General features: G+C 43.0%; 12 protein-coding genes. 6 read left to right on the top strand and 6 right to left on the bottom strand.

Annotated elements, in window-relative coordinates; all coding sequences use genetic code 11:
* Positions 1–302 precede the first annotated feature (302 nt).
* Together RB622_RS15670 and RB622_RS15675 are read right to left on the bottom strand one after the other, a co-directional pair.
* Positions 303–677: a hypothetical protein gene (locus RB622_RS15670; RefSeq protein WP_308047515.1), complete on the bottom strand. Its 375-nt coding sequence runs from the start codon at positions 675–677 to the stop codon at positions 303–305.
* Between the two features lie 190 nt (positions 678–867).
* Entirely contained in the window at positions 868–2187 is a 1320-nt protein-coding gene (locus RB622_RS15675) for a nucleotide disphospho-sugar-binding domain-containing protein (protein ID WP_308047516.1), read from the bottom strand.
* A 576-nt stretch (positions 2188–2763) separates the two neighbouring features.
* Between RB622_RS15675 and RB622_RS15680 the strand changes: the two genes are divergently transcribed.
* The 5 genes from RB622_RS15680 (at position 2764) to RB622_RS15700 (ending at position 9235) form a co-directional block, all read left to right on the top strand.
* Positions 2764–5139: a TonB-dependent receptor gene (locus RB622_RS15680; protein ID WP_308047517.1), complete on the top strand. Its 2376-nt coding sequence runs from the start codon at positions 2764–2766 to the stop codon at positions 5137–5139.
* A 35-nt stretch (positions 5140–5174) separates the two neighbouring features.
* Entirely contained in the window at positions 5175–6407 is a 1233-nt protein-coding gene (locus RB622_RS15685) for a DUF4374 domain-containing protein (RefSeq protein ID WP_308047518.1), read from the top strand.
* A 167-nt stretch (positions 6408–6574) separates the two neighbouring features.
* Positions 6575–7834: a PepSY-associated TM helix domain-containing protein gene (locus RB622_RS15690; protein WP_308047519.1), complete on the top strand. Its 1260-nt coding sequence runs from the start codon at positions 6575–6577 to the stop codon at positions 7832–7834.
* Between the two features lie 135 nt (positions 7835–7969).
* A complete protein-coding gene (locus RB622_RS15695) occupies positions 7970–8251 on the top strand; it encodes a transcriptional repressor (protein ID WP_308047520.1) in 282 nt (93 codons plus the stop codon).
* Between the two features lie 99 nt (positions 8252–8350).
* Complete coding sequence (locus RB622_RS15700) at positions 8351–9235, top strand: helix-turn-helix transcriptional regulator (protein ID WP_308047521.1); 885 nt, start codon at positions 8351–8353, stop codon at positions 9233–9235.
* Between the two features lie 87 nt (positions 9236–9322).
* Here RB622_RS15700 and RB622_RS15705 read toward each other — a convergent pair whose 3' ends face one another.
* From RB622_RS15705 to fucP, 3 genes are all read right to left on the bottom strand, one after another.
* Complete coding sequence (locus RB622_RS15705) at positions 9323–10339, bottom strand: zinc-binding alcohol dehydrogenase family protein (RefSeq protein ID WP_308047522.1); 1017 nt, start codon at positions 10337–10339, stop codon at positions 9323–9325.
* Positions 10340–10411: 72 nt separating this feature from the next.
* Positions 10412–11200: an SDR family oxidoreductase gene (locus RB622_RS15710; protein WP_308047523.1), complete on the bottom strand. Its 789-nt coding sequence runs from the start codon at positions 11198–11200 to the stop codon at positions 10412–10414.
* Positions 11201–11372: 172 nt separating this feature from the next.
* Positions 11373–12626, bottom strand: coding sequence for an L-fucose:H+ symporter permease (fucP, locus tag RB622_RS15715; protein WP_308047524.1), 1254 nt, complete (start codon positions 12624–12626; stop codon positions 11373–11375).
* A 155-nt stretch (positions 12627–12781) separates the two neighbouring features.
* On the opposite strand from fucP, the gene RB622_RS15720 reads away from it, so the two are divergent.
* Entirely contained in the window at positions 12782–13666 is an 885-nt protein-coding gene (locus tag RB622_RS15720; protein WP_308047525.1) for an AraC family transcriptional regulator, read from the top strand.
* 28 nt (positions 13667–13694) lie between these two features.
* Here the strand turns inward: RB622_RS15720 and RB622_RS15725 are convergent, their stop codons facing one another.
* Complete coding sequence (locus RB622_RS15725; RefSeq protein ID WP_308047526.1) at positions 13695–14564, bottom strand: hypothetical protein; 870 nt, start codon at positions 14562–14564, stop codon at positions 13695–13697.
* Positions 14565–14635: the final 71 nt, after the last annotated feature.

Genomic DNA, 14635 nt, shown 5'->3' on the forward strand with positions numbered 1-14635 from the left:
AGAGAAGTTAAGCCCAGAACCGCCGATGATACTTGGGTCAAACCTGGTAAAGTAGGTAGTCGCCACAATACCATTGCAATGCAAAAGCCACTCTGAATAAGGGTGGCTTTTTGCGTTTAAGCGGGTTTATATATTTTTATACTGCAAGGATAGCAATACTCGTTCCGCCAATGTGTTTGATGTTGAGTCGGTGATGTTGAGTCGGATTTGTATCATATACACTGGCTAAGCTAATTTCTCCTTCAAAGGAGAGCCCAGTTTAGACCTATTTTTGAAACTTTTATAGCAAAAGCGTTTTCGAATCATTGCTTCTCTGTCAAAATTCCTTTTATTCCTTCACACATTCTTTTTACCTGCAAATAAGAAGCCTTATCATTTTCTTCTTTATCCAGTTTAATGGTTAAATCTCCCGGAGCTGATTCTATTTTTACATGCGTTTTGTTGTTTAGCACCGTGGTAATGTCCCAGTCCTCTGTGGATTCAATATGGTTTGGAGCGATACCTTCGTTGATCATGCTTTGAACTCTTTCGGTTTTCTCTTCGTCGTAATGAGCGGAAAATTTATAAATATCTTCGGAGTCCTTGACGCTAATGCTTAAATCATCCGAATTTGTACAGGAAACGCAACAAATCAGTACTATTATGGCTGATAGGTTGGGAAGTAAGGTCTGTTTCATGGCGATAATTTATAATGTAAAACATGGTACTATGCAATATATAGTACTGGTTTTATTTTTGCATTATTCTATACATGAACGGATCAAAAAGCGGATGAATGTTATAACGGTTTCCTCTTTCGTGGTTTTAAGCTGATTAAGAGAGAATAAGTCTTTTTACACAACCCTTTTCCCAAAAACCATCCAGATCTTAAATGTATTCCGAATAAGTTTCATGCGTTTTTTCAACAGCGTCTAAAACTTCATTTACGTATTTTTCACAAAGTAATTGTGGGTCGTAATTTCTAAATTCTTGGCTCAGGTTCGTAACATTATCCTGATAAACACTGTTTGAAAGCACTTTTTCCACACTTTGTTTGATCTGTGCTGGCTTTGGAAATTCAGTTTTAAGATCGATACCCAGTTTGAAATAGCCAACACGGGCGTTTATCTCATTTTTCCCTTCATGAACTCCGGCTACTACCAGCGGCAGTTTGTTTTCAATACCGAGCATGACACCGCCATAACCACCGTTCGTTACATATACGTTGCAATGTGGCATGATTTCATTAAAAGGAATAAAGTCTCTGATAATGATATTCTCCTGCGGATATCTATCTATTAATTCCTGTGTTTTAGAACCGCCCGTAGTCGCGATAACCAGATAATTACTGTCCTTAAATGCTTCCAGTGTTGGGACAATGATTTTCTCCGGATCTTTTTCCAGCGTTCCCTGCGTTACCAGAATAACTTTGGGATACTTTCGAAGCACCTCGCCAATTTCAGGAGCTTGCTTTTTGTTTGCCGTAAATGGCAGTAATGCCCCTATGAACCGGATATTTTTACTAAGATCGGAACGCATATACTCAAACCCTGGCGTACCGATTTGAAGAAGAAGATCAGATTTTTGTCCCATCGCATCAAAGACGTTACCGGTTCCGGCTTTCATACCATATTGGGCGAAAAGGTTTTTATACAATTTATTCAAATCTTTAAAGATGATTTGATCAGCCATTTTTCGTTGAAATTGCTGCTTTATTTTTCCAAAGAAAGTATATGACGGATGCAGTCCCAGACCCGCCGGTGGACAGTCACGGGAATTTTCCGTAAGTGGAAAGACGCCGATTGATATCACGGGTTTGTGAAGTTTGTCCTTGACAAATGGAATTCCGGTAAAAGCTATATCGCTGATCATCAGATCAAAATCCCAGTTTTCGTTGATCGTTTTGATATCCTCATAAAATTCTGTGGACCTGAGGATAAAGCTGTGCTCAATATCGTATTTCAGTTTGCTGATCTGACTTTTAAATTTAAGCCGTTCTGCAAAAATTTCATTTACGTTGTGTTGGTTAAAATCTACCGCTTTGACAAAAGGGAAATAGGGGATATCAAGCTTGTCTAGCTTGTTCTTGTAAATGCTGCCGGAGTACCATCGTACGTCGTGTCCGAGAGATTTCAGGTGCATGGCGACACTGGTCAACGGGTTAAAATGTCCATCAAATGGAATGTTTGCAAAAAGGATTTTTTTCATGGCTAATTGATTGTACTGGTCGATTAATTTTTCATACGCTAATTGATGCGACAAAATTACCAGTATTGTGATTGCCGTGAAATACGAGCTTTTACCCATTTTAATAGGTAGTTATACTTAAACTGGAAAATGCAGCTTTTGAAAGAAGGTCTATTTCGGGAAGTTTTTATGGCGGATAGGATTTGTTATGCTTATTAACCCGATCATGAGGCTTTGATTGGAATGTTTTCGGATAGATTGACAAAAATGTGCAGATTGTCCAACTCAACCGGCAAATTGTATAAGTGTATCTGCGCTGTGGCGTGTACTTTTGTGATCTTATTTAGAATAAGTCTATTTATGTATAATACAGTCAGTTATCAAAAAGATCAAAAAAATTACTGTGGTTATGCCTTCATTACGCTACTAGTTATTAAAGTGTTTCAATAAAGACAAAATAAAATCAAACATATGACCTGACCCTATCCAATCTGAATTTTCAAATAAGTAACTAAAAGTAAAAGCCGGATGGCTGGAACCCACCCGGCTCATTGCGCAAAAGCGCAATGCTTATAAACGCTGAAACATTTTAAAGCAATGCAAATTAGTAAAATTCTGCATACAGGGCTTCTTTGTGCCCTCTCAATAATAACTTTTGCCCAAAATTCGCCTGTCACCATTTCCGGGCAGGTCAAAACGGAAGAAGGGGAAACATTGCCTGGTGCGGCCGTGGCGCTGAAGGGAACAGCAATCGGGACATTTTCTGCCAACGATGGCAGGTTCAGCCTGGAAAATGTACATCCGGGATCATACCAGCTTATTGTTTCATTTCTTGGCTACCAATCACAGTTGAAACAGATTACGGTAAAGGCTGGTGAACATCCAAAATTGAATTTTCGTCTGGCTTCGGATAGCAGGGAGCTTGAATCGGTTTCCGTAATCGGAAGGACGGAAACGAAAGAAATCAATCGCCAGGCTTATAATGTCACGGCGATTGATGCAAAAAAACTCCAAAATTCAACGCTCGATTTATCGCACGCCCTGGACCGCGTATCGGGGGTTCGGGTTCGAGAAAGTGGCGGTGTGGGCTCGAACATGAATTTTTCTTTGAATGGATTTACCGGCAGACAGGTTAAATTCTTTCTGGATGGTGTGCCGATGGATAACTTTGGATCCTCTTTTCAGCTGAATAATATACCGATCAATCTGGCTGAAAGGGTGGAAGTTTACAAGGGTGTGGTACCGATCTGGCTCGGCTCGGACGCACTGGGCGGGGCGGTGAATATTGTTACCAACACCAAGCAGAACAGCTACCTGGACGCCTCTTATTCTTATGGCTCTTTCAATACCCACCGCACAGGAATCAATGCAGGTTTTACTTCGAAAAATGGTTTTACCGCTCAACTTAACGCTTTTCAAAACTATTCTGATAATAATTACTGGATTAATGTTGATGTGGCCGATGTTAATACCGGAGAATATTTCAGAAATCAGCGGCTGAGAAGATTTCACGATACTTACCACAATGAAACGCTGATCGCCAATGTGGGGGTAGTTGGGAAGAAATTCGCTGACAAACTTTTGGTGGGAATAACACTAGGACAAAATAAGGCCGAGATACAAACGGGTGCGCGGATGGTGAGCGTTTTTGGCCAATGGCACCGGAAAGGAAATATTGTGATGCCAAGCCTCAAATACCAGAAGAAAGATCTGTTTGTAAAAGGCTTGCATGTAAATATTTCGGCCAACTATAACCTTGGACAAGAGCAGAATATCGACACGGTGTACCGTCGTTACAACTGGTTTCAGCAATTTAAACAGTACGAAGGTGCAGGAAGCGAAAGAGAACGTTCGATGTATAAATACCGGAATAACAATGGTTTGGCAACGGCCAATGCGAGTTACACGATCAATAGCAAACATTCGGTTACGGTCAATAATGTTTACAACACGTTCAACCGTAAAGGACGGGACGAGCTTTATCCGGATGCAGACAAATATGAGCAGCCACGGATTAATACAAAAAATGTACTTGGACTGGGTTATAAATTTGATTACAGCGAGCGGTGGAATACTTCTCTTTTTGTAAAGCATTTTTCGCAGCACAACAAGTATTCTGTGTCCTATAACCCTAGCGGAAACTATGGCGATGTGGCTTACAAGGAGCAGAAAAATAGTTTCAGCAAAATGGGGTATGGCTTAGCATCAACCTATTTTCTTGCCAAAAATTTACAGTTAAAAGGTTCATTTGAAAAAAGTTACCGTTTACCGGAGACCGACGAGTTGTTTGGCGACCTGCTGAATCTGGAAGGAAATATCGAACTGGATCCGGAAACAAGTAACAACTACAATCTTGGCGTAAGTTATCAGACGCATATCAATAAAATCCATCGTTTCAGTATTGATGCAAATGTGCTTTATCGTGATGCACAGGGTTTTATCCGTCCTAAATTAAATGCAAACCAGACGAAACAGGTCATGGACAACCTGGCCGATGTTACCAACTTTGGTGTTGACGGTGAAGTGCGTTATTCATTCAAACAATTGTTTACGGCCGGTGTGAACCTGACGTATCAGGACCTGCGTAACAACACCAGATTTGAAGACGGATACACCACTGAAAGTCCGCTGTACCGCGATCGTATTCCCAATATGCCTTTCATGTTCGGAAATGCCGACGCAGCTGTTTTTCTAAAAGATTTTGGTCATAAAGGCAATACACTGACGTTTGGCTATAACCTTCTTTTCGTACATGCCTACTACTTGTACTGGCCAAGTTTGGGAAGTGATAAGCTGGATATTCCCCGTCAGCTGAGCCATGATGTGAACGTTGTGTATGCAATGGCAAACGGAAAATACAACGTCTCGCTGGAATGTAAAAACATGCTTGACGGCAAGTTGTACGACAATTTTAGTCTGCAAAAACCAAGCAGAGGCTTCTATGTCAAGCTAAGATATTTTATCAGTAAATAGTTTAAAATCAATTCAATAATTATAATAAATCAACAATGAAAAAGTCATATTTACACTGGTTTTTGGTGTTAGGGATGGGAATGGTTTTAGGCGCATGCAGCGATGATAAAACCGTGGATCCGGGAACGGACCCGGGAACACCCGTTACGTCGAGATATGTTGTAGCTTCTTCACCGATAGGCTCTTCGGGCGTGGCTGACTATCTTTTGACAACAAGCGATCTTTCACAGGGAACGATCAGTACGGTGGGAAAAGGAATTGAGCAGGATGGTTCATACCGATACTACCTGACGCATAAGGGCAAGTTTTTTAGCTTGTTGTACGGACAGGGAAATCCTGGTGCTGTAACCACTTATACCATGAATGACAAAGGGGAATTGGAAAAAATATCCGATTTTCAAAGTGAGACGGTACAGGTATTTGCACCGGCGGGGGACGATATCCTGACCATAAAAGTGCCAAGAAGTGGTAACGAAAGTGCTTCCTGGTTTAGAATTAACGCGGATCAGTCTAAAATTGTAGCGGAAGGTCAGGTTAATATCGTAAAACTGGCCGGAAACGGTGAGCGTGCGCATTTTACCTGGGCAACACAGGTTGGGGATAAAATTTTCGCTCCTTACATGAGCATCAAAGGTGCGGCGCCGGATGTTTTCGGAACGGCTTATCCGGACAGCAGCTGGATTGCCGTTTTTGCTTACCCAAGCATGCAGCTTGAAAAAGTAATCAAAGACAACAGAACCAGTTTCTTCGGTTCTTATTTCAACAATGGACTTACGGTGGACGAAAACGGCGATACTTATGCTTTTTCTCCCGCTGTGGCTTCGAACAGTGGCAAGCAAACTTCAACCAAACCGTCTGCGTTCGTAAGAATCAAAAAAGGTACAACCGAATTTGATCAGAGTTATTACTTCAATGTGCAGGAAAAAGCTGGTGGCAAAAAGGTGATCGGCCAGACTTATCTTGGAAAAGGGAAATCATTGCTTTACATGTTGACGGATCCCAACGATCAGTACAGCGCGAAAAGACTTGCGATTTCTGACATCTACAACAAAACATTTACCTGGGTAACGGGTGCTCCGGAAAGCATCGAGTCTGGTTCGGCTTCTTATAACAACAACACAATTAGTGCCGACGGAAAAACAGTATTTGTAGGAATTAACACAGACGCAGGAAGCTGGGTTTATAACATTGACATCGCAACCGCAACAGCCAAACAAGGCTTGAAAGTGGAAGGTGGTGCAATTACAGCCATTGTTAAAGTAAAATAGTTAGGAATCAGGTTCAGCGAACAAGCCCTGTCGACCTTACTATGGAAGACAGGGGTTTGTTTTTAGTTAAAAATTCAAAGGGGGAAAGGTTTTGCCGTATCTCTCTACCGAAATAGCTGAATAACGAACAAAATACTTTCTGTTTAACCTATTCACTGAACATAGTTATGTCCACTTTCAGAAAAATCAATAACTGGCTGCATTTATGGCTGGGTCTTGCGTCAGGAATTATCGTATTTATTGTCTGCGTGACTGGCTGTATCTGGGTTTTTAATGAAGAAATAACAGGGTTAATGGAGCCCGAAACCCGCATAGAGCACCAGGATAAGCCTGTGATCATGCCATCTCAGTTGATGCAGATTGGCAATACCTTATATCCCGACGTTAAAGTTTCCTATGCCAATTATCAGCAGGGCAGGGCTATTAACCTTGGCCTCGGTGAACGGCGGGGACCCAATATCACACTAAAAGTAAACCCTTATACAGGTGAGGTGATCAGCAAGGAAGTACATAAAAAGGGCGAAACGAATTTCTTTCGCTGGGTGCTGAACGGTCACCGCTTTTTATGGATGCCTTTTGAAATAGGCCGCCCGATCGTGAACTATGGCACGTTGATTTTTGTCGTTCTGCTCATTACCGGATTGGTGTGGTGGTATCCTAAAAAATGGACAAAAAGTACGCGCGACAAAAGTTTTAAAATAAAATGGGATGGTTCTTTCAAACGCGTAAATCTTGATTTGCACAATGTTCTGGGCTTTTACTCGCTCCTGTTCCTACTGGCCATTGCCATGACCGGCATGGTTTATGGTATCAAATGGTATAGTGAAGGGCTTTACTGGGTTACTTCCGGGGGCGATTCTCTTCCGGATAGAGACAGGGAGACCAATTCCGATTCCCTGATGGCTAATAAGTTTTACACACCGCAACAGGCGATTGATAAGGCCTGGACTACGGTGATTGCCAAACATCCGAAATCGGAGGGTTTTTTTTACAGTTTTCCGGATACTGCCAAAGCCAAATCTGCAATTTTTGTAACCATTTATCCCAACAGCGGACAATTTTATAATAACCAGGGATACACCTTCGATCAGCACACTTTAAAGGAGTTACCAAGAGACAAGGTTTATGGCGCGGTCTACGAGGGCGCTCCGTTTGGCACCAAATTGCGGAAAATGAACTATGACATCCACGTTGGAAGTATTCTTGGCTTTCCGGGTAAAGTGCTGGCATTTCTTTCCAGTTTAATTGGTGCCAGTCTTCCCGTCACGGGATTTCTCGTGTGGTGGGGCAAGCGGAATAAAAAGGACAAAAAGAAAATGCCGAAAGCGCAGACCAAGTCGGCAGGGGGAAGCCCGGATGAAAACGAGATTTCCAAACCAAGGCCAAAGTTCCAGCCGGCAATGAAAAAAGCGCAGGTTAATGACTGATCAGCATTTACACTTCTTCTTCATAAGCACCGGGATTGGGGAAACTCAATCTCGGTCTGTTTTAGCAGTGTTTAGCGTATCGGTCACATCGGTTTGATCCCGAAAATAATAGGTTATCCATAAAATTTATGCGTAATGATATTATCAAATGAAATAGCGCAGTACTGCAAGTCGAAGCAGCTGCGTTGCACCAACAAAAGATTGATGCTTGCCGATTTTTTGGAAAAAGAAGAGGGAAAGGCGGACGCCGAAACGCTGTATATGATGTTTCACAAAAATTCAGTGCGAATTAGTCAGGCAACGATTTATCAAATGCTCGACTGGATGGTTAAACAGGGATTTGTCGAACGAATGCCGGGAAGCAACCGAAGAAATATGTATTGCGTCCGCAGCCCGGATCTGGCAGCACAATCATAATTGTTTAATTTATTTATTTTTATTTAGAATAAAAATAAATAAATTAGCGAAAGTTTTCTATTTCAGGCAGCATTTTGTGCCTGAATGAATCAACAAGCCATGAAATATACCAGTACAAGAACCATTCAAAAAACACATGATACCACACTAACTCAAAATTCGGATTTTCCTCTGCATGATCTGGGCGAAGATTTTTTTGCAATCACAACGATTGAAGGCGGTGACGAACATTTTTTTAATGGCGTTCACCGCCATGATTTTTATGAGGTACTCTGGTTTACAAGCGTAAAAAAACAGGAGGCACATTATATCGATTTTATCAAATATCCGATCGCCGATAACCAGTTATTTCTCCTTTTGCCAGATCAGGTGCATAGTATGGACCGGGCCGGTAAGACAGGTTTTGTTTTTGCCATGTCGCGGGATTTCTTTGAACGCTTGATTGCTGCCGATATCTTTAAATTGTTCTATCATTCGGTTAATTTTTCAGTGGTCATTCCCGATACTCATGACAATCTTTTTCAAACGCTTATCAAGTTGATTCGACAGGAAAACGAGTCGGGAAAACGGCCGGCAATCCTTGAATCCTATTTACGAAGCTGGTTTTTACATTGTATAGAACTGGAAAAGGCAGTGCAGCGTGACGACCGGCCAGATAGCAGAATGCAGGTACTGATCGAATCGGTTGAGGTGAATTTCAAAGATGAGCGGAAATCCTCTTTTTATGCCAATGAATTATCGCTGAGTGCGAAAAGACTTAACGAACTGACGAAGGAAACATTTGGCAAAACAATCAGTCAGCTTATCAACGACAGGCTTATTCTGGAAGCTAAAAGGGAAATAAGCTGCTCGGAGAAGCCAATCAAGGAAATCAGTTATGAACTCGGGTTTACAGAACCTTCGTATTTTACCCGTTTTTTCGGGAAGCAAACCGGATTTTCCCCTGAGGATTTTAGAAAAAAGATGGAAGTGCTGTACAACTGAGATATCCTAAATTGTGGAGTCGTTATGAATAAAAAGCCCTACTTCCAGTCGTTCGGAAGTAGGGCTTTTTTATAAACCGAAGGCCGTTTAACTGATGGCAACCATGGCCTTGATCACGCCGTTTTGCGGATCCAGCCAGCTCTCAAATTGATCCATGACCTCGTCAAACTGAACCCGGTGGGTGATATAAGTAGTTGGTTTAACCAACCCTTTTTTCATGCTGTCGATCACATGTTCGAAGTCCTGGCGCGTTGCGTTTCGGCTGCTCATCAGCGTGGCTTCCCTTTTGTGGAATTCGGGATGGTTGATATTAATATCGCCTTTTTGCAGTCCTATCAGGATATACCGGCCGCCGTGCGCCAGATAGCTGAAACCGGTATTGATCGCCCTGAGATTCCCCGTTGCATCTATGACCACGGTCGGCATATCACCCTTTGTGAGTTCATGCAACCGTTCTGTCACGTTCTCCGTCAATGCGTTAATGGTATGATCAACATGAATCCGGCCACGGCAAAAGGCCAGACGGGAGTCGTTGATATCCAGTGCGATCACGGTTGCTCCTGCAATTCGGGCAAACTCCATCGTTCCCAATCCTATGGGGCCCGCGCCAACGACCAGCACGACATCGCCGGGTTTTATGTCAGCTCTCCTAACACCATGGGCGCCAATGGCCAATGGTTCTACGAGCGCAAGTTCGTCAAAGCTCAAACCATCGCCATGCACAAGCGAATAGGATGGGACGGAAATATATTCTGCCATTCCGCCATCGATATGCACGCCGGATACCTGTATGTTGGTACAACAATTTGGCTTGCCGGCACGACAGGCAACACATTTGCCACAATTGAAATAAGGGACAAAAGTCACGGCTTCTCCAATTTCAAAACCCGGGGCGTTGTCGAGGGAGACAATTTCGCCTGCAAGTTCATGCCCCAAAATACGGGGGTAATTGAAAAATGGTTGTGTTCCTTCAAAAGCGTGAAGATCCGTGCCACAAATGCCGATCCGTTTTATTTTGAGAATTGTATGCCCGGGAGTCAGCACGGGTTTTTCGGCTTGCTGGTAAGCAAAATGGCCCGGCGTTGTACAAACAAGCGTTTCCATGGAGTGTACTGAGAATTAAGAATGAAAAATGATACATCAGTTGCCTGGGACAACTGATGCAGGTATTTATTTTCAGGAATTAGCCAACGCCCGATCCAGGTGAACATAACCTCCATCCACATAAAGAAGCTGGCCGGTCGTATGGCTTGATTTGCCCGACAGCAGAAACGCCGTTGTATTCGCGATTTCTGCGGCCGTTGTCATCCGGTTTTCCAACGGAATATGTGCTACGATGGATTTTAACTTTTCTTCCGGATCAGGTAAGGTCTGTATCCACTTTTCATAAAGCGGTGTCCAGCATTCCGCCACGACAATTGCGTTCACACGGATACCGTATTTTAGCAATTCAACGGCCCATTCGCGGGTGAGCGCATTTCTTCCGCCATTGGCTGCCGCGTAGGCCGAAGTGCCTCCCTGGCCGGTATCAGCTGTTTTGGAAGTAATATTGACAATGGATCCTTTGGATGCTTTTAAAGCAGGCAAGGCGTATTGCGCCATCAGGTAATAATGGACAAGGTTTTTGTGCAGTGAGGCAATGAAGCTTTCGTAGTTTCCATTTTCCAGACCAACCCCGTCGTTCACACCAGCGTTGTTTACAAGTCCGTCGATCCGGCCAAACTGAGCCAGTATTTCTTTAACAGCCCGTTCGGAATCTTCGGGTTTGGTTAGCTCCGCCGAAACCTGGAAGGCTTTCAATCCTTTGGATGTTATATTATCTAGCACTGTTTGGTTGTCGTCTGCGTTTCTTCCAACGATCACGGGGACAGCGCCTTCCGCTGCCAGTACCTGAACAATGCCTTCGCCAATACCTTTTGCACCACCGGTTACGATAATGACTTTATCTTTAAGCTGTAAATCCATTTTTTAAGAATAATAGAGAATCAATAGACTTTATCACGAATTATATTGCAAGACTGTTTTACGTCAGAAGTAGGCTATCAGCAATCGGTTAAAATATCATTTCTTGGCGTGACAGCTGACAGCGCTACAAGAGAAATCGTGATAATGTCTAATCGTTTCGGTTTTTAATAATTTAATGTGAAACACCCAGTGTCACATTTTTTACAGAACTGTTTTTTACTGCGAAATAAAGTACTACAAGAAAACAGAATGCCGGTACGATGTAGGCGGTTTGTATAGACGATTGATCGGAAACCCAACCCATGATCACCGGGAAAATAGCCCCACCGACGATGGACATAATTACAAGGGAAGAACCAATTTTGGTCTTGGCCCCAAGTCCGCGGATACTCAATGCGAAGATTGTCGGGAACATGATTGACATAAAGAACTCGACGCCAACCAAAGCATAAACCGATACCATGCCGGAAGTAACGACGGCTACGATCAGCAACGCAATGTTAAGTACACTGTAAATCGCAAGCAGACGTGGAGGCGCGATAAAACGCATCAGATAAGTCCCAATGAAACGGCCAACCATAAAGCTCAGCAATGCACCGGATAAGAGGTAGGCCGCTGTTTTTTCATCAATCCCTGCAACCTTATCCGAAAAACGGATGAAGAAGCTGCTGACGCATACCTGTCCACCTACGTAGAAAAACTGCGCAAAGGTCCCAAGGATAAGGTTTTTCTCGCCAAGGATCGAGCCGGAAGCTTTTTCGCTTGTGTCTTCTTCTTCAACAATTTCAGGAAGCTGTGTCCGCCAGATCAGAACGGCGACGATTAGTACAATAATACCGATTGTTAAAAATGGGATTTTTACGGAGGCAGCTTCTTCGGCCAGGTAATTGTTTAGCTGTTGCGCGCTCATGGCCTGCTGCTCCTGTGCCGAAAGTGTTTTTCCCGAAAGAATGAATGCTCCGCCCATTAAAGGTGCAAGAAATGCTGCCAAACCGTTAAAGGATTGAGCAAAATTAAGGCGCTGGGTGGACGTGTCGGCATCTCCAAGTACGGTGATATAAGGGTTTGCAGCAGTTTCAAGTAAAGTAAGACCGCTGGCAATGATAAACAACGCGACCAAGAAAAAGCCAAAATGACGAAGTTCCGCTGCCGGATAGAAGAGGAATGTGCCGAACGCAAAGAGAATGAGCCCGAGCGTAATCCCAGCCTTATAGCCGAATCTTTTCATGAAAAGTCCTGCCGGTAATGCGATGAGGAAATACGCGATGTAAGAAGCCGAGTCGATCAATGCAGATTGTACGTCGGTCAACTGGCAGGCTTTCTTTAAATGCGGAATAAGGATCGGATTAAGATTGAGTGCAAAACCCCACAAAAAGAACAGGGAAGTAATAAGAATAATAGCCAGACGGGTTTTGCGATCTGTCATAGGTTAAGATAAGTTTAGTGGTTTAAGGAGCTTAAAATTAAACAATGCAAAGGAATTATATTTTATTATAAAGAAGAGAATCGTATTTATCCAAGTAATAAGATATATTAACATGTTTTTTTATTTGATATGTTTATTGATGTATAAATATCGGCATGAAACCACAGCTTCTTAAAGTCCCGACGGCACCGGCGTATTCATTTAGTGTCCGGCAGGACCTGGTCCCGAATCTGAACAACCGTTGGCATTACCATCCTGAAATCGAGCTGATACATTTTCACAGAGGCTCGGGTACGCAGTTTGTCGGGGATAGTATCAAGCGTTTTGGAGCGGATGATATTGTGCTGGTGGGCTCAAATCTGCCTCATTACTGGCGGGACGATGACGATGAAATTTTACATAAACCGACGCACGCGCCATATTCTACCGTTGTGCATTTTACAAGCCAGTTTTGGGGCGAGAAGTTTCTGGATCTTACGGAAAACAAACCGCTGAAACTAATTCTTGACAAGGCCCAGCGAGGTTTGTTGTTGACTGGAAAACTGAAAATCAGGATTGCCGAACTGATGGAAGAAATGCGTTTTGCCGAGGGACCTGACCGGATTATTGCCCTCATGAAATGTCTGATCGCTGTGGCAAGGTCCGAAGAGTATCTGATGCTGTCGTCGGTGGGTTTTCAATACGATCTTTCAGAGTCTGAAAATGACCGGATCAATGCGATTTATGACTACACTTTATCCAACTTTAAGCAAAAAGTAAGTCTGGAAGAAATTGCTTCGGTGGCGGGTATGGTGCCGAATTCTTTTTGCAGGTATTTTAAATCAAGGACTGGCAAGACTTATTCTCAGTTTTTAAACGAAATCAGGGTAGGGCATTGCTGTAAATTGCTGATCAATAGCAGTGTAAGTATCAAACAACTGGGTTTTGAAAGCGGGTTTATGAATTTCAGCTGCTTTCACAAGAGGTTTAAAGAAACGACCGGTTTGAGCCCGCAAAGTTATCGTCAGCTTTACAGAGATAAACAGCCGAAAATGGTTTGATGTATTTCCTGAAAGATTTTGTTGTTATTTATCCTGCGTTGATGGCTCTTTTGAAAAATCCGCCAATGAAACTGCCTGCAAACGTAAGAATACAGCTGCCGTACAGACTAAAATTTTCAATTTCCTGACGTCCGGTACTTTCGGGAATGTTTGTAAAAAGAAAATACCCGGCTAACAGGAAAATACATTGGCAAATGGCCAGCAGCCAGCCCTTCACAGGCTCGACAAAGCCGATGGAAATCGCCGAGACAACGGCCAGGAAATACGGAAGGTGAATACTTTCCGCTCCTTTTATTTCAATGATGATGATAGCGCTGGTTACAACGATTAATATTGAATTGACCGCCAGTCGTTTATCCAGAAACGGAGTTTTAACCTCTACGGTTTGACTTTCACCGGTCAGCTTCATTTTCAGTATCTCGCTTTCTTTCAGAAAATCTTTCTGCGCTTCTGCGTCAAGACCAAGTGCCTGATATGTCAGGCCGCGCCAGCGATAGGGTGCCTGACTTTGCTCTCCGTCGTATAAAATAGCCTTATTCAGTGATTCCAGTGCATCTTTCAGTAACTGGTTTTCATATTCCAGCTTACCTTTTTCCAGGTGTAGCGCAGACAAAGTGCCGTCATAACTTAAACCACTGATCAGATCCTTTTTGGCTGCATCGGTGTTCCCCATTTTTTTGTAACAAAGCGCCCGGTACAGATAGGCAACACTGGACTTGGGTTTGGCTTTTATTCTGGCGTCAAAATAATCAAAGGCGGGCTGTATCTGCGCGTCATTATATAATTTAATTCCGTCTTTCAGACTTGCAGTTTCTTTTTCAGATTTGGTTCGCAGGTCCGCGTAGTTCCTCAAATAATATATATAGCCAAATATGGCCAGAACAACTAAAAATTCCATTTTTCGGCACTCGGGTTGATACAGGGTTCAATATTACTGATAAAATACTTTCGGCTGTCATTTCGCCTGTC

Source organism: Dyadobacter sp. LHD-138, from assembly GCF_030929615.1.
Classification (GTDB): Bacteria; Bacteroidota; Bacteroidia; order Cytophagales; family Spirosomataceae; genus Dyadobacter.